The sequence below is a fragment of the Methylosinus sp. Sm6 genome (genome assembly GCF_019802345.1).
Classification (GTDB): Bacteria; Pseudomonadota; Alphaproteobacteria; order Rhizobiales; family Beijerinckiaceae; genus Methylosinus.
Window position 1 is genome coordinate 57,692 of the sequence record NZ_JAINDZ010000011.1, and the last position, 17,545, is coordinate 75,236.

General features: G+C 65.2%; 18 protein-coding genes. 15 read left to right on the forward strand and 3 right to left on the reverse strand.

All coding sequences use genetic code 11. The features are described 5' to 3' along the window. Nucleotides 1–29: 29 nt before the first annotated feature. From urtB to ureG, 11 genes are all read left to right on the forward strand, one after another. Nucleotides 30–1,604: an urea ABC transporter permease subunit UrtB gene (gene urtB, locus K3F48_RS09540; protein ID WP_222575276.1), complete on the forward strand. Its 1,575-nt coding sequence runs from the start codon at nucleotides 30–32 to the stop codon at nucleotides 1,602–1,604. Nucleotides 1,605–1,615: 11 nt separating this feature from the next. Next, nucleotides 1,616–2,758 carry an urea ABC transporter permease subunit UrtC gene (gene urtC / locus K3F48_RS09545; RefSeq protein ID WP_222575203.1) on the forward strand — a complete coding sequence of 381 codons (1,143 nt, stop codon included), beginning with the start codon at nucleotides 1,616–1,618 and terminating at the stop codon, nucleotides 2,756–2,758. Next, nucleotides 2,755–3,516: an urea ABC transporter ATP-binding protein UrtD gene (gene urtD / locus K3F48_RS09550; RefSeq protein ID WP_222575204.1), complete on the forward strand. Its 762-nt coding sequence runs from the start codon at nucleotides 2,755–2,757 to the stop codon at nucleotides 3,514–3,516. Before urtC ends, urtD begins: the two co-directional genes overlap by 4 nt. A 3-nt stretch (nucleotides 3,517–3,519) precedes the next feature. After that, nucleotides 3,520–4,218, forward strand: a complete 699-nt coding sequence (gene urtE / locus K3F48_RS09555) for an urea ABC transporter ATP-binding subunit UrtE (protein ID WP_222575205.1) — start codon at nucleotides 3,520–3,522, stop codon at nucleotides 4,216–4,218. 65 nt (nucleotides 4,219–4,283) lie between these two features. Next, a complete protein-coding gene (locus K3F48_RS09560; RefSeq protein WP_255608785.1) occupies nucleotides 4,284–5,024 on the forward strand; it encodes an urease accessory protein UreD in 741 nt (246 codons plus the stop codon). A 99-nt stretch (nucleotides 5,025–5,123) separates the two neighbouring features. Then, the gene (locus K3F48_RS09565; RefSeq protein WP_222575206.1) at nucleotides 5,124–5,426 is read left to right on the forward strand and encodes an urease subunit gamma; all 303 of its coding nucleotides are present in this window, start codon (nucleotides 5,124–5,126) and stop codon (nucleotides 5,424–5,426) included. Next, complete coding sequence (locus K3F48_RS09570; protein WP_222575207.1) at nucleotides 5,423–5,746, forward strand: urease subunit beta; 324 nt, start codon at nucleotides 5,423–5,425, stop codon at nucleotides 5,744–5,746. Before K3F48_RS09565 ends, K3F48_RS09570 begins: the two co-directional genes overlap by 4 nt. Next, nucleotides 5,736–7,445 (forward strand): urease subunit alpha, encoded by a 1,710-nt coding sequence (ureC, locus tag K3F48_RS09575; protein WP_222575208.1) that lies wholly within the window; start codon nucleotides 5,736–5,738, stop codon nucleotides 7,443–7,445. Before K3F48_RS09570 ends, ureC begins: the two co-directional genes overlap by 11 nt. 108 nt (nucleotides 7,446–7,553) lie before the next feature. Further along, nucleotides 7,554–8,048, forward strand: coding sequence for an urease accessory protein UreE (locus K3F48_RS09580; protein ID WP_255608787.1), 495 nt, complete (start codon nucleotides 7,554–7,556; stop codon nucleotides 8,046–8,048). Further along, a complete protein-coding gene (locus K3F48_RS09585) occupies nucleotides 7,984–8,721 on the forward strand; it encodes an urease accessory protein UreF (RefSeq protein ID WP_255608788.1) in 738 nt (245 codons plus the stop codon). The genes K3F48_RS09580 and K3F48_RS09585 overlap by 65 nt, the downstream gene beginning before the upstream one ends. A 94-nt stretch (nucleotides 8,722–8,815) precedes the next feature. Beyond that, nucleotides 8,816–9,439: an urease accessory protein UreG gene (ureG, locus tag K3F48_RS09590; RefSeq protein ID WP_222575209.1), complete on the forward strand. Its 624-nt coding sequence runs from the start codon at nucleotides 8,816–8,818 to the stop codon at nucleotides 9,437–9,439. A 137-nt stretch (nucleotides 9,440–9,576) separates the two neighbouring features. Here the strand turns inward: ureG and K3F48_RS09595 are convergent, their stop codons facing one another. Then, the gene (locus tag K3F48_RS09595; protein WP_222575210.1) at nucleotides 9,577–9,858 is read right to left on the reverse strand and encodes a hypothetical protein; all 282 of its coding nucleotides are present in this window, start codon (nucleotides 9,856–9,858) and stop codon (nucleotides 9,577–9,579) included. 679 nt (nucleotides 9,859–10,537) lie between these two features. Between K3F48_RS09595 and K3F48_RS09600 the strand changes: the two genes are divergently transcribed. The 4 genes from K3F48_RS09600 to K3F48_RS09615 all read left to right on the forward strand — a co-directional run bounded on the left by K3F48_RS09600 (nucleotide 10,538) and on the right by K3F48_RS09615 (nucleotide 15,370). Further along, complete coding sequence (locus K3F48_RS09600) at nucleotides 10,538–10,750, forward strand: cold-shock protein (protein WP_222575211.1); 213 nt, start codon at nucleotides 10,538–10,540, stop codon at nucleotides 10,748–10,750. A gap of 443 nt (nucleotides 10,751–11,193) precedes the next feature. Next, nucleotides 11,194–11,451, forward strand: coding sequence for a hypothetical protein (locus K3F48_RS09605; protein WP_222575212.1), 258 nt, complete (start codon nucleotides 11,194–11,196; stop codon nucleotides 11,449–11,451). A 135-nt stretch (nucleotides 11,452–11,586) separates the two neighbouring features. Then, nucleotides 11,587–14,874 carry a chemotaxis protein CheB gene (locus K3F48_RS09610; protein WP_222575213.1) on the forward strand — a complete coding sequence of 1,096 codons (3,288 nt, stop codon included), beginning with the start codon at nucleotides 11,587–11,589 and terminating at the stop codon, nucleotides 14,872–14,874. A gap of 16 nt (nucleotides 14,875–14,890) precedes the next feature. Continuing rightward, nucleotides 14,891–15,370, forward strand: a complete 480-nt coding sequence (locus K3F48_RS09615) for a TMEM175 family protein (RefSeq protein WP_222575214.1) — start codon at nucleotides 14,891–14,893, stop codon at nucleotides 15,368–15,370. A gap of 21 nt (nucleotides 15,371–15,391) precedes the next feature. Here the strand turns inward: K3F48_RS09615 and K3F48_RS09620 are convergent, their stop codons facing one another. Together K3F48_RS09620 and K3F48_RS09625 are read right to left on the reverse strand one after the other, a co-directional pair. Further along, complete coding sequence (locus K3F48_RS09620) at nucleotides 15,392–16,105, reverse strand: SMC-Scp complex subunit ScpB (protein ID WP_222575215.1); 714 nt, start codon at nucleotides 16,103–16,105, stop codon at nucleotides 15,392–15,394. Nucleotides 16,106–16,115: 10 nt separating this feature from the next. After that, a complete protein-coding gene (locus tag K3F48_RS09625; protein ID WP_222575216.1) occupies nucleotides 16,116–17,186 on the reverse strand; it encodes a DUF1403 family protein in 1,071 nt (356 codons plus the stop codon). Nucleotides 17,187–17,545: the final 359 nt, after the last annotated feature.

Here is a 17,545-nt window from a genome sequence, read left to right on the forward strand (position 1 = left end):
GGATCGAAACGGAGCGTCACCCTTTGCGTATGCTGCGACTCTTCGCCGGCCTTGCGATGCTGGCGGTTTTCTGCGCGCCGGCCGCGGCGCTCGACCGCGGAGCGATCGGTCGTCTCGCCAGCGGCGACGCGGACGAGCAGCGACAGGCGCTCGACGCGCTCGTCGCCGACAACGACGTTTCCGCTCTTCCCTTCTTGCAAGATCTGCTCGCCGATCGCGTCAAGATCGGCGCGGACACGACCATTATCGTCGACGGCGATCATGGCCTCGACCCGCTCGAGCGCGCGCCCGTCGCGCTGCCCTCGGACCTCGAGGATGTCTCGACGAGCAATAGCCTGCGCCTCGCGATCGAAGAATCGATCGCCGCTCTGGAGCTCCTCTCGCCCGATCCGGCGCTTCGGCTCGAAGCCGTGAAGCGCCTGCAGAACGCCGAGCTCGACGAAGCGCGCCTCGCTCTGATCGCCAAGGCCGAGAGCCACGAGCGCGATTCCGCCGTGCGCGACGGCCTGCGTCAGATGCGCGCTCTCTCCGAGCTGCAGAGCGGCGACCGCGCGATGCGCCTCGCCGCGGCCAAGGCACTGCGCGCCAGCGTCTCGGGCCGCGTGCGCGAAGCGCTGAAGGCCCGCCTCGCCAGCGAGGAGGACGGCGAGATTCGCGTCGCCCTCACGCGGTCGCTGCGCAATGTCGAATCGAGCCTCGCGATCGGCGAGAATCTCGGCATCGTCTTTTCCGGCGTCAGCCTCGCCAGCATTCTGCTGCTCGCCGCGCTCGGCCTCGCCGTCACCTATGGCCTGATGGGCGTCATCAACATGGCGCATGGCGAGATGATGATGATCGGCGCCTACGCCACTTATGTGGCGCAAAATTGCTTTCGCGCCTATCTGCCCGACCATTTCCAATGGTATCTCGCCGCCGCCGCGCCGGTCGCATTCGTGGTCGCGGCGCTCATCGGCGTCGTCATCGAGCGCATGGTGATCCGTTTTCTCTACGGACGCGCGCTGGAGACGCTGCTCGCCACCTGGGGCGTCAGCCTGATCCTGATGCAGACGGTGCGCACGATGTTCGGCGCGCAGAATGTGCAGGTCGAAAATCCCGCCTGGATGTCCGGCCGCGTCTTCGTCATGGAGAATCTGCAACTGCCCTACAATCGCATCGTCATCATAGCCTTCTCGCTCGCCGTGCTGGCGCTCGTCTCCTTCCTGCTGGCGCGCACGCGCCTCGGGCTGTTCGTGCGCGCGGTGACGCAGAACCGCACGATGGCGAAATGCGTCGGCGTCGACTCCTCGCGAATCGACACGATCGCCTTCGCGCTCGGCTCGGGGATCGCGGGCCTCGCGGGCGTCGCGCTGTCGCAGGTCGGCAATGTCGGTCCGGACCTCGGCCAGCATTACATCGTCGACAGCTTCATGGTCGTCGTGCTCGGCGGGGTCGGCCAGCTCGCCGGCGCCGTCTACGCCGCGCTCGGGCTCGGCGTCGCCGGCAAGATTTTCGAAAATCTCGCCGGCGCGGTGCTCGCCGAAATCGCCCTGCTCGTCTTCCTCATCGTCTTCATTCAAAAACGTCCGCAGGGCCTGTTCGCGCTCGGCGGCCGCCAGGCCGATTGAGCTCGAAGCCCATGCTCCATGTCGCTCCCTCCCCTCCGCTCGCACGGTGCCTGTACGAGAAGCGCGGCTGGGCCCTGTTCGCGCTCGCCGCGCTCGTCATTCTCGTCGTCGCGCCGCTCGCCAATCTCGTGACGCCCGAGGGATCCTTCCTCCATCTCTCGGATGCTTCGGTCGCGCTGCTCGGCAAGCTGTTCTGCTACGCCATGCTGGCGCTCGCCATGGATCTCGTCTGGGGCTATGCAGGGATACTCAGCCTCGGCCATGGCGTCTTCTTCGCGCTCGGCGGCTACGCCTTCGGCATGTATCTGATGCGTCAGATCGGCCATGACGGCAGCTATCACGCAGACCTGCCCGACTTCATGGTCTTCCTCGACTGGAACTCGTTTCCCTGGTTCTGGGCCTATACCGACCATTTTTGCTACGCGCTCGCGCTCGCGATCCTCGCCCCGGCGGCGCTCGCCTGCGCGTTCGGCTTCTTCGCCTTCCGCTCGCGCATCAAAGGCGTGTATTTCTCCATCATCACCCAGGCGCTGACCTATGCGATGATGCTGCTGTTCTTCCGCAACGAGACCGGCTTCGGCGGCAATAACGGCTTCACCGACTTCAAGCGCATTCTCGATTATCCGCTGGCGACGCCGCAGACGCGCATCATCCTGTTCATGCTGTCGGGCGGCAGCCTCCTCCTCCTGCTGCTGGCGTCGCGCTTCATCGTGACGAGCAAGTTCGGCCGCGTGCTCACCGCCATTCGCGAGGCGGAGAGCCGGGTGATGTTCTGCGGCTATGACACGCTCTCCTACAAGCTCGCGATCTGGACCTTCTCGGCGGCGATCTGCGGCCTCGCCGGCGCGCTCTATGTGCCGCAGGTCGGCATCATCAATCCGAGCGAAATGTCGCCGGCGGCCTCGATCGAGATCGCCATATGGACCGCCGTCGGCGGACGCGGCACGCTGATCGGCCCGCTCGTCGGCGCCTTCGTCGTCAATGGCGCGAAGAGCCTCTTCACCGCGGCCATTCCCGAATATTGGCTATTCTTCCTCGGACTCCTGTTCGTGCTCGTCACCCTGCTGCTGCCCAAGGGCGTCATCGGCTTCTTCGATGCGCCGCCCTCGGCGCGCATCTCGCTCCCCTTCACCCGCAAGGAGCCCGCGTCATGATCGAGGCGACGGAGATTTCGAGCGCCGTCGCGCTCTATCTCGACGATGTGCAAGTCGCCTTCGACGGCTTTCGGGCGCTGCGCGGGCTGTCGCTGTCGATCGACGTCGGCGAGCTGCGCTGCGTCATCGGGCCGAACGGCGCCGGCAAGACGACGATGATGGACGTCATCACCGGCAAGACGAGGCCCGACGCCGGCCTCGTCTATTTCGGCCGCTCGCTCGATCTCACACGGATGAGCGAGCCGCAGATCGCCGCCGCCGGCATCGGCCGCAAGTTCCAGAAGCCGACCGTGTTCGAGCATCTCACGGTTTTTGAAAATCTCGAGCTCGCGGTGAAGGCCGACAAGAGCGTGCGCGCGTCCCTGTTCCGGCGGATCAGCGGCGAGCAGATCGACCGCATCGGCGAATTGCTGGAGACGGTGGAGCTCGCCGACAAGGCGCAGGATCGCGCCGGCCTGCTTTCGCATGGCCAGAAGCAATGGCTGGAGATCGGCATGCTGCTGGCGCAGCGCCCGCTGCTGCTGCTGCTCGACGAGCCGGTCGCCGGCATGACCGACCACGAGACGAAACGCACCGCCGAGCTATTGGAATCGCTCGCGGGCCAGCATTCGATCATGGTGGTCGAGCACGACATGGAGTTCGTCGGCGCGATCGCGCGCAAGGTCACGGTCCTGCACGAGGGCGCCGTGCTGGCGGAAGGACGCCTGTCCGACGTGCAGAGCGACGAGCGCGTCATCGAAGTCTATCTGGGGCGCTAGGCGATGCTCGAAATCAGCGGCCTCCATCAATATTACGGCAGCAGCCACATTCTGCGCGATGTGTCCTTCACGGCGCCCACGGGCGCCTGCACCGTGCTGCTCGGTCGCAACGGCGTCGGCAAGACGACGCTGCTGCGCAGCATCATGGGCGTGACGCCGATCCGCAGCGGCGCCATTCTGTTCGACGGCCGGGATATTTCGAAGCTCTCGCCCAATGAGCGCGCGGCGCGCGGCGTCGCCTATGTGCCGCAGGGACGCGAAATCTTCTCGCGTCTCACGGTGGAGGAGAATCTGCTGATGGGCATGGCGACGAAGCCCGCCCGCAAGGCTCGCTCCGTGCCGAGCGAGATCTATGAGATGTTCCCGGCGCTGAAGGAAATGCTCCGGCGCCGCGGCGGCGATCTCTCCGGCGGCCAGCAGCAGCAGCTCGCCATCGCCCGCGCCCTGATCTCCGATCCCAAGCTCATCATTCTCGACGAGCCGACGGAGGGAATCCAGCCGTCCATCATCAAGCTCATCGGTGAGGTGATAAAGAGCTTGAGCCGGCGCGGCGATCTCGCCATTCTGCTCGTCGAGCAGTACTATGATTTCGGCCGCGCGCTCGCCGACCATTATATGGTCATGTCGCGCGGCCAGATCGTCAGACGAGGTCTCGGAGCCGATATGGACAAGGACAACATCAGGGATTTCGTGGCGTTGTGAACGTCCCCCAGCGCGCGAGGGGCCGCGTCGCGCTGCGTTATGCGCAAGTCGAGGGAGCGAGCCGGTTGCGACATCTGGCGCAGGAGGCGCCGCTCAGGGCGCTGTTTCCCGGCGTCGAGCCAGACGAGGCGCCGGAGGCGGCGATCGTCAACACGGGCGGCGGCGTCGTCGGGGGCGATCATTATGCGATCGACGTCGAGGTCGAGCCGGGCGCGGCGCTGACGATCACGACGCCCGCGGCCGAGAAGATCTACCGCTCCGCGGGCGAGCATGCACGGATCGAAACGCGGCTGCGCGCCGCCGACGGCGCGCGGCTCGAATGGCTGCCGCAAGAGACCATTCTGTTCGACGAGGCGCGCTTGCGGCGGCGGCTCGATATCGATCTCGCGCCGACGGCGCGCTTTCTCGGCGTCGAAATTCTTCTGTTCGGCCGTCGCGCCAGCGGCGAATGGTTGAGCACGGGCGCGCTGCGGGATAGCTGGATGCTGCGCATCGGCGGCCGACTCGTCTGGGCCGACGCCTTCGGCCTCGACGGCTATATCGCCGCGCGACGCGCCGCGCCCTTCGGCATCGGCGACGCCGCCGGCTATGCGACCATTCTGGTCGCCGGGCCGACTGTCGCAGAGCTGTATCCGCTCGCGCGCCAATGCGCAGCGGGCGCGGCGAGCCTCGTCAATGGCGTGCTGCTGCTGCGCTTTCTCGACAATGACGCGGCGCGGCTGCGCGGCATGGTCATAGAGGCGCTGGCGGCGCTGCGGCCCGCCGCCGGCGGGCGCGGCGGCGCGCCGCGCTTGTGGATGAGTTGAAAAGCCGCGTCCGGGATGCGAGCCTCCAAGGCTCGCGGTCCGGGCGCGGATCCTTGGACCGCGAGCCTCAGAGGCTCGCACGGAGAGGAGAGACGCGGGATGCATTTGACGCCGCGTGAAAAAGACAAGCTGCTCGTCGCCGTGGCGGCGATGGTGGCGCGCCGGCGCCTCGAGCGCGGCGCCAGGCTCAACTATCCGGAGGCGATCGCGCTCATTACCGATTTCGTCGTCGAAGGGGCGCGCGACGGCCGCTCGGTCGCCGAGCTGCGGACGCAAGGCGCGAGCGTGCTGACGCGCGATCAGGTGATGGAGGGCGTTGCCGAAATGATCGAGGCGGTGCAGGTCGAAGCGACCTTTCCCGACGGCGTGAAGCTCGTCACCGTTCACGAGCCGATCCGATGATTCCCGGCGAGATCATTCCCGCCGAGGGCGAGATCATCCTCAACGAGGGCCGTGAGACGATCCTGCTCGAGGTCGCCAACACCGGCGATCGGCCGATCCAGATCGGCTCGCATTATCATTTCGCCGAGAGCAATGCGGCGCTGCGCTTCGACCGCGTCGCCGCGCGCGGCATGCGGCTCGACATTCCCGCAGGCTCGGCGGTGCGCTTCGAGCCCGGGCAGACGCGCAGCGTCTCGCTGATCGCTTACGCCGGCGCGCGCGCGGTCTATGGATTCAACGGCGCGGTGATGGGGCCTCTGGAGGCGAAAAATGACGAATAGGATCGGCCGGCGCGCCTATGCCGGAATGTTCGGACCCACGACCGGCGATCGCATCCGTCTCGCCGACACCGAGCTGCTGATCGAGATCGAGCACGATCATACGATCTATGGCGAAGAAGTGAAGTTCGGCGGCGGCAAGGTCATTCGCGACGGCATGGGACAGAGCCAGCGCTCCAATGCGGAAGGCGCCGTCGACACCGTCATCACCAACGCCGTCATTCTCGATCATTGGGGCGTCGTCAAAGCCGATATCGGCATCGTCAATGGCCGCATCGCCCGCATCGGCAAGGCCGGCAATCCGGACATTCAGCCCGCCGTCGACATCATCATCGGCCCAGGCACCGAGATCATCGCGGGCGAAGGCCGCATCGTCACCGCCGGCGGCATCGACACGCATATTCATTTCATCTGCCCGCAGCAGGCGGATGAAGCGCTCGCCAGCGGGGTCACCACGATGCTCGGCGGCGGCACCGGTCCGGCCGAAGGCACGAAGGCGACGACCTGCACGCCGGGCCCCTGGCATATGAAGCGCATGCTGCAGGCGGCGGAAGGCTTGCCGGTCAATCTCGGCTTCTTCGGCAAGGGCAACGCCAGCCGGCCGGAAGCGCTGATCGAGATGATCGAGGCCGGAGCGATCGGCCTCAAGCTGCATGAGGACTGGGGCTCGAGCCCCGCGGCGATCGATTGCGCGCTCTCGGTCGCGGATGATTACGACGTGCAGGTCACGCTGCACAGCGACACGCTGAACGAGAGCGGCTTCGTCGAGGCGACGATCGCCGCCTTCGAGGGCCGCACCATTCACGCCTTCCACACGGAGGGCGCCGGCGGCGGCCATGCGCCGGACATCATCAAAGTGGCGGGCGAGCCCAATGTGCTGCCCTCCTCCACCAATCCGACGCGCCCCTACACGGTCAACACGCTCGACGAGCATCTCGACATGCTGCTCGTCTGCCATCATCTCGATCCGAAGATTCCGGAAGACATCGCCTTCGCCGAGAGCCGCATTCGCAAGGAAACGATCGCGGCGGAGGATATTCTCCACGACCTCGGCGCGCTGTCGATGTATTCCTCCGACAGCCAGGCGATGGGCCGCGTCGGCGAGGTCGTCATCCGCTGCTGGCAGACGGCCGACAAGATGCGCCGCCAGCGTGGGAAGCTTCCGGGCGACGGCGCCGGCAACGACAATTTCCGCGCCCGTCGCTATGTGGCGAAATATACGATCAACCCCGCCGTCGCGCATGGAATCGCCGATCTCGTCGGCTCGATCGAGCCCGGCAAGCTCGCCGATCTCGTGCTGTGGTCGCCCGCCTTCTTCGGCGTGAAGCCGGAGCTGATCATGAAGGGCGGCGCCATCGCCATGGCGGCGATGGGCGATCCCAACGCCTCCATCCCGACGCCGCAGCCGGTGCATTACCGGCCGATGTTCGCGGGCTTCGGCCGCAGCCTCACACAGAGCTGCGTCACCTTCGTCAGCCGCGCCGCGCGCGAATCCTGCGTGGCGCAGAAGTATGGTCTCACGCGCCCGCTGCATGTGGCGTCGAACACGCGCGGCATCTCCAAGCGCAGCATGATCCTCAATGATGCGACGCCGAAGATCGAAGTCGACGCGCAGACCTATGAAGTGCGCGCCGACGGCGAGCTTTTGACCTGCGAGCCTGCCGCCGTCCTGCCGATGGCGCAGCGCTATTTCCTGTTCTAGAGGGTAATCCGATCCGAATGGATCGGATTACCCTCTAGCATTCTTAGTTTGAGCGAATTCTGATCGATCGAAGGATTCCGTTCGATCGGAAAGCGCTCTAAAGGAGCAATGATGCGAGCGGCGCAGGTTCTTCCCGCCGGAAGCTGGAACAAAAGTCGCGAGCGTGGAACCGCGACGCTCGACTGGGACGAGCGCCACCGCCGCCGCCGCAGCCTGACGAGCGACCAGGGCGAGGCTTTTCTTCTCGATCTCGCGGCGGCCGCGCGGCTCGCCGAGGGCGATGGTCTCGCGCTCGAGGACGGCTCGGTGATTCGGGTCGTCGCAAAGCCCGAGCCGGTGCTGGAAATCCGCGCTGGCGCGGCGGGCTTGCCGCGCCTCGCCTATCACCTCGGCAATCGTCATCTCGCCATTCAGATTTTCCCCGATCGTCTCGTCATTCGCGACGACGCCGTCATTGCGGCGATGGTCGAAGGATTGGGCGGGGAGGCGGCGCCGCGCCTGCTGCCTTTCGACCCGGAGCCCGGCGCCTATGGCGGCCATGGCCACCGCCATCACGACGACGATCATTCGCATGACCATGCGCATGGACATCGCCATGGCTGACTCGCGCGATTGGCTGTTGCAGCTCCTCGCCTGGACCTCGCCGGCCTATCCGATCGGCGCTTTCGCCTTCAGCCACGGGCTCGAATGGGCGATCGACGCGGGCGACGTGCGCAGCCGCGACGATCTTGAAGCCTATGTCGCCGCGGCGCTCGAAGACGGCGGCGGCTGGTGCGATCTCGTCTTTCTCGCCGCTGCTTGGCGCGCCGCGCGCGCTGGCGACCTGGAGGCGATGAATGAGATCGCCGATCTCGCCGCCGCGTGGCGCGGCAGCGCCGAGACGGCGCTGGAATCGAGCCATCAGGGAGCCGCTTTCACGCGCGCGACGCTCGCCGCCTGGCCCAGCGCGCCGCTCGACGCCTTGGCCAAAAGGCGCGGCGGCGAGATCGCTTTCGCTGTCGCGCTCGGCGCCGCCGCGGCCGAGGCGCCGCTCGACGCCGCGCTCATCGCCTATGCGCAGGCTTTCGCCGCCAATCTCGTGTCGGCCGGCGTGCGGCTCGTGCCGCTGGGTCAAACCGACGGATTGCGCGCGCTCGCCGCCCTCGCGCCGACGATCATCCGTGCGGCGAAAGCGGCCGAGCAAACGCCGCTGGATGAATTGTCGACATCCGCTCTGCGCATCGACATTGCGTCCATGCGGCATGAAACGCAATATACGAGGCTGTTCCGATCATGAGCTTTCCAACCTTCCGCCCCCGCCGATATCGTGGCGAGGCGGCTCCCGTATTGCTTCACCGCTCTGTTCCTCGCAATGACGGGATGCTTCGCCGATGACATCTCCCCACGGCGCCTTGCGCGTCGGCGTCGGCGGGCCGGTCGGCTCCGGCAAGACGGCGCTGATGGATCGGCTGTGCAAATCGCTGCGCGAAAACTATCGCATCGCCGCCATCACCAATGACATCTATACGAAAGAGGACGCCGAATTTCTGACGCGCTCCGGCGCGCTCGCGCCCGAGCGCATCGTCGGCGTCGAGACCGGCGGCTGCCCGCATACGGCGATCCGCGAGGACGCCTCCGCCAATCTCGCGGCGATCGCCGAGCTGGAGCGCAAATTTCCCGATCTCGACCTCATCCTGATCGAGAGCGGCGGCGACAATCTCGCCGCCACGTTCAGCCCCGAGCTCGCCGACATCACGCTCTATGTGATCGACGTCTCGGCCGGCGACAAAATTCCGCGCAAGGGCGGCCCCGGCATCACGCGCTCGGATCTTCTCGTCATCAACAAGATCGATCTGGCGCCATTCGTGGGCGCTTCTCTCGAGGTGATGGATCGCGACGCGCGGCGCATGCGCGGCGAAAGGCCCTTCGTCTTCGCCAGCCTGAAGTCGGATCTCGGTCTCGACTCCATCATCTCCTTCGTCGAGGAGGCGGGGGGCCTCACTGTTACGCGATAGTGCGAGGACGCAATCGGAGACGGAGAAGGGCGCGGCGCCGACACAGGAAGACGGCGTCAGGCCTTCTGCGCGGCGAGAGCGCGCCGTTCTCTCGTGGCAGGCTCCGCCGAAGCCGTCGCCGGGCGAGAGACTGTAAATCACGCCTTTGGACGCAAATTGATACGAGAAAGCTGCTGTATGTCTTCCACACTCAATGTCCACTTTTCGGTCTGAGTCGTCAATTCGTCAAATGTTCGATGTAGCTCGTTCCTCGCTACCTGAACCATCTCTGTATCGTCGAATTCTTCCATCTCGAGAAGAATCGGGATTTGGAACACCAAGGTCTCGCGCTCGACCTGGAACGTTATCCGTACACGGTCTCCTTTCGAGTTCGGCGCCGCCGCCTCGATGCGCGCTACCTTTATCTTGAACTCGTCCATATCAGCACCATGATATCCGCTTCATATTTCAATCGCTCTCAGCGCGATTGTATCGACGCCATGAGTGTCTCGTCTCGCTATCGATAAAATTTGATCGTGATTTCGGGGGGAACCTTTTCGACGGCTTGTCTGATTTCCTCGATGACGTTCGACAGCCGGCTCGCGTCGATGTTTATTCCGATTCCACACCCTGGACAGATCATCCGAGCTTGTGACTTCAATTTTCCAATAGTCTGCTCGAGCTCGCGCCCGCATTGCGGACACTGGAATCCGATGCGATATGCTTCGACATTGACGAGCGTCTCCGATATTTCCTGTCCTGCGGTTCACGCAAGACGCGCCCACCATACGTAGGGCCGTCCGACTGGGTCGGCGACGGAGCCGTGACAGCCGTGGCGCCGCTCGATTCTCTCGAGGCGCCGACGGCTCTTACCATGTCCACTTCCACCATGGTCCACTTCCACCATGCTGGACTGCTAAGAAGAAGCTGGCGCCCGAACGCCACTTGAACCTCGGGCGACGACGCGCCATATGATTCCAATCGGGTGTCGGTCGGATGACCTTGCCGTTGCGCCGAGCCTAGGCGCGCGAAGCCCATCGCCTCCTCTTCCAAACATCGATCCATATGGGCGTCGCACGCAGCGAGCGCCCCATTCGTCATTCGCGAGAAGGATACGCCATGCAGATCGGGATCGTAAAATGGTTCAACGCTCACAAGGGCTTCGGGTTCATACAGCCCGAAACCGGCGAAGCCGATATCTTCGTCCATATCACCGCGGTGGAACGCTCCGGCTTGCGTGACCTCGCGGAGGGACAAAAAGTCTCTTACGCGATCGTGGTCGATTCGCGCAGCGGAAAGTCTTCCGCGGATCATATCCGGGTCGCCGCCTGAGCGGCCTCTCATTCCTGGCCGGCGAACAGCCGGATTTCAACTTTCGAACACTCGAGAAGAGGGCCCGATATGAGCACGAACGACAACGAGTCCTCCCGCACTCTGCCTCATCGCGTCAAGGCGGCGGCGCACAAGTTCGATGTCGGGACTCGCGTTCTTCATAAGATCGGAGTGCGGTCGGAAAGAGGCTCGTTTCGGGTCACGCGCCACCTGCCGGATGGCGGCGCAGGTCTTCAGTATCGAATCAAAGGAGAGCGGGACGGCCTCGAACGTGTGGTGACGGAGTCGTCTCTCGAGCGGGGCGGCTGAGGCCGGCCGCGCTCGCTCTTGCTCGCCCTGCGGAACGAGAGAGATTGCCGCCCGTCTTCCATCGATTCCGGCCGCCGATGTGGCGAAACGAGGGTTGCCGTATCACAGGCGCATCGAACCAAGGGGATAGAACAATGAGCGCGTTCGATTATGGCGTGGAGGCGGGATTGTTCTCTTACAAGGGGCCGAAATCTCGTCCCAACAGCCTCGGCTATAAGAGGTTCGCTTGTGCGGCGGACGCGATCCGCTTCGCAATGGAAAATGTCTCCTCCGACATGTTGCGCAGTTGCTCTCTCGAGGTGGGCGACACGCGCTACGTCGGCGCCGAGATCCGCAATCTGTATGAAAACGCTGATTACCCGCTTATACGATACGCCAATTCTGCGGAATGAATACGCTGGCTTCAGCGGTTCCGTGACGCGCTTCGACAAGCAATTACCTAAACTAATTGATCCGCTCCAAGATATCAGCGTGACACCGACGGCCTCGAAGTGCAATATATCTAAGCGAGGCGAAAGGGGCCGCCGATGAAACCGGACAGATCGTTCCCCATCGTGGGCGTCGGCGCTTCCGCGGGCGGCATCCAAGCGCTGGAGAGCCTGTTCCGCGCCATGCCTGCGAATCCGGGCATGAGCTTTGTCATCATCATGCATTTGGCTCCGGATCGGAAGAGCCTCCTCACGGATATTTTGGCGCGCCACGCCAAAATGAGCGTCGAGGTCGCCCACGACGGTCAGCAGATCGAAAAGGACAAGATCTATGTCATTCCGCCGGCCGCGGTCCTGACGATCGCCTCGGGGCGGCTTCGCCTGATGGCGACGGACCCCGCCCATCACGAGCGCTCGCCGATCGACGTCTTCTTCAGCGCGCTCGCTCGTGACCGCGGCGAATCGGCCATCGGGGTCGTCCTGTCCGGGAGCGGCAGCGACGGCGTTCTCGGCATCAAGGCGATCAAGGAGCACGGCGGCGTCACCATGGCGCAGGCGAGCGACGGGTCGGGTCCGGGATTTGGGGGGATGCCGGGCAGCGCCATCGCCAGCGGATTGGTCGATTTTGCCATTCCGGTCGATGCGATGGCGGAAAAGCTCGTCGAGATCATACGCGATCTCGAGGAGCCGGACGATCTCGCATCCGATCGGCCAATGAACGACGACGACGGCGTCGTTCTCGAGGCGCGCCAAGCCATCTATTCGATCCTCCGTGATTCCGCGGGGCATGACTTCAGCGGCTACAAGACCAAGACATTCATGCGTCGGGTCCGTCGCCGCATGCATATCCAGCAATGCGAGCAGATCGCCGATTATGTGGAGCGCCTGCGCGAGGCTCCCGAAGAGGCGACGGCGCTGTTTCGCGACCTCCTGATCAATGTCACGAGCTTCTTTCGCGATCCGGACGCATTCGACGCGCTCCGAGAAAGCGCCATTCCTCGGTTGTTCGAAGGAAAAGGCGCGGCCGACGCGGTGCGGGTCTGGGTTCCGGGCTGCTCCACGGGCGAAGAAGTCTATTCGATCGCGATCATTCTGCGCGAGCATATGGACGGGTTGAGAGTCGCTCCGCGCGTGACCATTTTCGCGACGGATATCGACGAGGCGGCTCTGACGATCGCGCGCGCGGCCCGCTATCCCGCCGCGCTGATGGACGCCGTTTCGGAGCAGAGACGCAGACGTTTTTTCACGGCCGAGTCCGGCAGCTATGTCGTCGTCAAGGCGGTTCGCGATCTCTGTGTCTTCTCTCCGCACAGCATCCTGCGTGATCCGCCTTTCTCGCATATGGACCTCGTCTCCTGCCGCAATCTCCTGATCTATCTCGGCGCCGATGTGCAGAGAGAGGTGATTCCGATCTTTCACTATTCCCTCCGCGCCGGGGGAATTCTCTTTCTGGGGATGTCGGAGAGCATAGGCCAATTCGCCGACCTCTTCGCACCGCTCGACAAGAAACATTGCCTGTTCGAGGCGCGCGATCCCGGGCGGCGGGTGCGCATGCCGCATTTCATGGCGGGATTGCACGCTCTCTCCTTCCCCGCTCCAGCATCCGGCAAGAGCAGCGCGGGATCCGCGTCGCAATTGCGGCGCGCCGTGGAGGCGCGCATCGCCGAAGGATTCGCGCCTCCGCATGTCGTCGTGAACGAAGACGGCGACATCATTCATTTTTCCACCCGAACGGGCAGATATCTCGAAGCGGCGCCCGGAGCGCCGGATCGTCAGATCTTCGCAATGGCGCGCAAAGGTCTGCGCCTCGATCTGCGCAGCGTGCTGCGCGAGGCGATCGAGACGCGTCGAACGGCGACGCGTCCGAATGTGAAAGTCGAAATCGACAACGGCCACACGGAGCTCGTTTCGCTGACCGCCGAGCCTCTGCCGGACCGGGAGGGCGGGAAGGCGCTTTTCTTGATCTTGTTCCAGGCGCGAGAACCATCGACGTCGGACGAGACGCCGCTCTCTCCGGGCGAGCGCGAGCCGGCGGACGACGCAGCGCGGCTGGAAAGGGAATTGTTCGAGACCCGCGAACGGCTTCAGGCGACGATCGAGGAATATGAGACGGCCCTCGAGGAGCTGAAATCGGCGAATGAAGAGCTGATCTCGATGAACGAGGAGACGCAGTCGACCAATGAGGAGCTCGAATCCTCCAAGGAGGAGCTGCAATCGCTCAATGAGGAGATGCGAACCGTCAATCATGAGCTGGAGAGCAAGATCGATGAGCTGGACCGTGCCAACAGCGATCTGAGGAACGTGTTCGCGAGCACCCGCATCGCGACGATCTTCATGGACCACCATCTCGTCATTCGCAGCTTCACGCCCGCGGCGTCGCAAATCTTCAACATCATCCCTTCGGACGCCGGGCGACCGCTCACCGACCTCGCGGCAAAGCTCGATTATCCCGAATTGACGACCGACCTTCTCGAGGTCATGGAAACCGGCGACTCGATCGAGCGGCGCGTGCACAAGAACGACGTCGATGCGCCTTATTATCTCGCCCGACTCACCCCTTATCGCGGCGCCTCCCGGGAGATCGACGGAGTCGTGGCGACATTCATCGACGTCACCAGCACGACGCGCTCGGAAGAGAAGGTGCAGAAGCTGCAAGCCGATCGTCTGAACTCGATGAAGGAGATGGGCACCGGCCTGGCCCATGAGATCAATCAGCCGCTCGCGGCGGCCGCGACCTATCTCCATGCGGCGCAGCGCTCGTTGAAAATGCCATCCGAGCGGCGCCCCGCGAGCATCGAAAGCATATTGGGGAGCGCTGTGGAGCAGGTGATGTGGGCCGCGCAGATCGTCGATCATTTGCGTGAGTTCGTCTCCCGGAACGAGCCGAAGAAAGCCTTCTCGAGCGTGCACGAGCTGATCGAGGAGGCTTACGAGCTCACCCTCCCGACCGCGAAGCAGTCCGGGGTCCGTGGAGCATTTCGGTTGAATGCGAAGGATGATCGCGCGCTCGTGGACGAGGTCCAGATCAAGCAGGTCGTGATCAATCTGATGCGGAACGCGATCGATGCGATGGGCGCTTCGGACAAGCGGGAATTGACGATTTCGACCTCCTCGGTCGAGGGAGGCATGATCCGCGTCGATGTCGCCGACACCGGTCCCGGCGTGCCGGAAAAGATCATGGCGAAGCTGTTCGAGCCGTTCGTGACGACCAAGACGCGCGGGATCGGCGTGGGATTGTCGATCTCTCGCAACATTGTCGAAGCGCATTACGGAAAGATATGGGCCGAATCCAATCCGGCGGGTGGAGCGATCTTCAGCTTCACCCTGCCTCTGGCGAAGACGGATGGGACTTCGATCGACGGCGCTCCAAGCCCAAAGCAGCCTTGAGCAGCCGATCGGCCCGTTGCAGGACCAATGCGCCGTTTCAGCGGCCGAGAACGGATGCAAATGCAGAACGACAAAGCTTGCCGCGGCTCGGCCCGGCTATCTCGCCGTCTTCATCAGCTTCGTCACCATCCTCGCCATCTGGGCGCATCATCATTGGATATTCACGACCATTCGACGAGCCGACCATCCCCTCGTTTATTGGAACGGCTCTCTATTGATCGTCGTCACGCTGGTTCCGTTCTCGGCCGGACTGCTCGCGGAATATCTGCTGCATCCGGAGGCGCGCATCGCCGCGAACATTTACACTGGAAACTTTCTCGCGATTGCGTTGGCGTTTCACGGATTATGGCGGCATATCTCGAAAAGCGGCGCGGCATGCCGATCAAAGGCGGCGGGCCTGTGGAGGCGCTCGCTCGAACCCACACTGTCATGTGCGCTGCGGGCGCTCGGCCCCGGCGTCGCCTTTCGTCGAAAGGCGCAATATCGGATTGATTGAAGCGCCGACTTACCAATTATCCTACCGATGTCCATCCTCGTCGCCCAAATCGGCGCTGTCTTCGTCTGTTGCGGCGTCCTCGTCCTCCAGCCCCAGGGCGCCGTCGAGATCGACGTCGGGACAAGGACATTGCAACAGCCCCTCCTCCTCCAGCTGCTCGAGATCGGGGAGGTCGCGGAGGCTCGCGAGACCAAACGCCGCGAGGAACTTCCGCGTCGTCACATAGGCGAAGGGCGCGCCTGGCTCGGGCGCGCGCAAGGCCCCGTCGATGAGATCGAGACGCTTCAAGCGGCCGATCACGTCGCGGCTGATCTCGCGGCCGGCGAGACGCGAGAGCTCCGCCCGGGTCGCCGGCTGCAGATAGGCAATGGCGGTCAGCGCCAGCAATTCCGTCGGCGTCAGCTCGGGCGCGCCGGCGTCGCGCAGCGCGCCGAGGCCCGCCGCGCGGATCGCGCGGGCAAAGCGTGGCCGCGTGCGAAGCTGCCAGCCGCCAGCGACGAAGACGAGGTCGTACGGACGCCCGCGCAGTTCGTCGGCGATGTCGGCGAGCAGATCATCGAGATTGCACCGCGGCCCGACCAGCCGCGCGAGCGTTTCGCGCGGCACCGGATCGCGGGCGCAAAAAATCGCCGCCTCGACGCGGCCCATCCATTCGCGCCAGCGCATCGTCTCGGCCAAGTCGGCGAGATCCGGGTCGAATGACGCAACGGGTCCGGCTTTCCGGGGTCGGCTCATCGGCGGTCCTCTACAGGCCGTAGAGGCGAAAATTCGGGCGGCCCGACAATTCGCGGACGGCGCCGAGATCGACGAGCCGATCGAACAGCCGGCGCGCGCCGCGGTCGGAGAGGCCCGCACGCGCGGCGCGGGCCGGCGAAACGGCGTCGTCGGCGAGCAGCTGCTCGACGACGCGGCCGGCGCCTTTGGCGCGCAGTTTCGGCGCGACCGCGAGCAGCCGGTCCGCGCCGCGCGCCAGCTCGGCGGCGAGCCCCACAGCGTCGCGCGCCGCCAGCGCGACGGCGCCAGCCAGCGCGTCCGGCCATTCCGGATCGCTCGGCCGCGGGCGCCGGCTCGAAGCGCCGCGCAGCTCCGGGCGCAAAAAGCTCGTGGCGGCGAGCGCGACCGGCCGCTCCCACCCGAGACTCTCGGCGAGCGCCACATCCGCCGCCCACCAAGCGAGGATTTCCGCTTCGGCGCCCCGCGTCGCCGACAGCTCCCGCGCCAGCGCGACTCCGGCGATCGCGGCCGCGGCGAGCGGCTGGGCGCGGCCCGCGTGCGCGCCCTGCAGCGCGCCGGCGAGCGCCGCCCAATCGAGATCCGGCGGCAGCTCGACGCGCGCGGCGGCGGCGGCGAGGGCGGCGGCGTCCAACGTCGCTTTGCGGTCGGCGAAGCTGCGCCACAGCCGATGCAGGCGGCCGGCCGGGGTCGTCTCCCCCGCGCCGGCGGCGAGATGCTCGGCGTCGCGCAAGGCGGCTTCGTCCTCGCGCAAGCGCAAGGCCGACGCGGACGCCGCCGCGGCGCGCAGCGCCAGCCGCTGGCGCAGCGCCCCGGAGAAGGGCGGCGTGGCGCGCAGGATCTGGTCGAGCAGCGCCAGCCCCGCGCCGGCGGAAAAAGCCGCGCCGCCGCCACGCGCCGGCGGCCGCGCCCATGACGGATAGACGCAATAAATCGGTGAGTTGAACGGCTGTTCCGCGGCGTCGCGGGACGCCTGCGGCGAGCGCCTGCGGGCGGGCCGCCGGGCCGCGTCGATGGGGTCGACCGGATCGGAAGAGTCGAATCGGCGCATGTGGAACCATACCCCACAGCGGCGCTTTGTCATGCGATTTCGCGGGATATCCGCCTCGCTTTTCGGGCCTATTCCATGTCCGATAAGCACGAAATCGCCGAAAGTGACTCCCTCGAAGCGCCTCCGAGGCGTCGCGAAAATGCAAACGATCGCGGAACAGAGGTCGGGACGCCCCTCCACTCGCCCCTCGCGCCGCACGCAGCGAGCCTCTCGCCGCCATGCCCGCGCCCGTTCGGAAAAAGGCGATCGTCGCCGACGAGCTCATCGCCATGCTCGGCGCGCTCGATATGGATCGGCGTGGCCTGCGCAGCGTCTCCCACGATGCGCCGCCGGCCTCGCGCGGCGCATCGATCCGAGCGATAACGAGACGGCGATCACGACCCAGTGAAGGG

Bases quoted from the DNA above. Each gene is read 5' to 3' on its own strand.
- ureC (WP_222575208.1), top strand. From the start codon at position 5,736: ATGACGAATAGGATCGGCCGGCGCGCCTATGCCGGAATGTTCGGACCC.
- K3F48_RS09585 (WP_255608788.1), top strand. From the start codon at position 7,984: ATGGCCACCGCCATCACGACGACGATCATTCGCATGACCATGCGCATG.
- urtB (WP_222575276.1), top strand. From the start codon at position 30: ATGCTGCGACTCTTCGCCGGCCTTGCGATGCTGGCGGTTTTCTGCGCG.
- K3F48_RS09610 (WP_222575213.1), top strand. From the start codon at position 11,587: ATGAAACCGGACAGATCGTTCCCCATCGTGGGCGTCGGCGCTTCCGCG.
- K3F48_RS09580 (WP_255608787.1), top strand. From the start codon at position 7,554: ATGATGCGAGCGGCGCAGGTTCTTCCCGCCGGAAGCTGGAACAAAAGT.
- K3F48_RS09600 (WP_222575211.1), top strand. From the start codon at position 10,538: ATGCAGATCGGGATCGTAAAATGGTTCAACGCTCACAAGGGCTTCGGG.
- urtD (WP_222575204.1), top strand. From the start codon at position 2,755: ATGATCGAGGCGACGGAGATTTCGAGCGCCGTCGCGCTCTATCTCGAC.
- urtE (WP_222575205.1), top strand. From the start codon at position 3,520: ATGCTCGAAATCAGCGGCCTCCATCAATATTACGGCAGCAGCCACATT.
- K3F48_RS09605 (WP_222575212.1), top strand. From the start codon at position 11,194: ATGAGCGCGTTCGATTATGGCGTGGAGGCGGGATTGTTCTCTTACAAG.
- K3F48_RS09620 (WP_222575215.1), bottom strand. From the start codon at position 16,105: ATGAGCCGACCCCGGAAAGCCGGACCCGTTGCGTCATTCGACCCGGAT.
- urtC (WP_222575203.1), top strand. From the start codon at position 1,616: ATGCTCCATGTCGCTCCCTCCCCTCCGCTCGCACGGTGCCTGTACGAG.
- K3F48_RS09570 (WP_222575207.1), top strand. From the start codon at position 5,423: ATGATTCCCGGCGAGATCATTCCCGCCGAGGGCGAGATCATCCTCAAC.
- K3F48_RS09625 (WP_222575216.1), bottom strand. From the start codon at position 17,186: ATGACAAAGCGCCGCTGTGGGGTATGGTTCCACATGCGCCGATTCGAC.
- K3F48_RS09565 (WP_222575206.1), top strand. From the start codon at position 5,124: ATGCATTTGACGCCGCGTGAAAAAGACAAGCTGCTCGTCGCCGTGGCG.
- ureG (WP_222575209.1), top strand. From the start codon at position 8,816: ATGACATCTCCCCACGGCGCCTTGCGCGTCGGCGTCGGCGGGCCGGTC.
- K3F48_RS09595 (WP_222575210.1), bottom strand. From the start codon at position 9,858: ATGGACGAGTTCAAGATAAAGGTAGCGCGCATCGAGGCGGCGGCGCCG.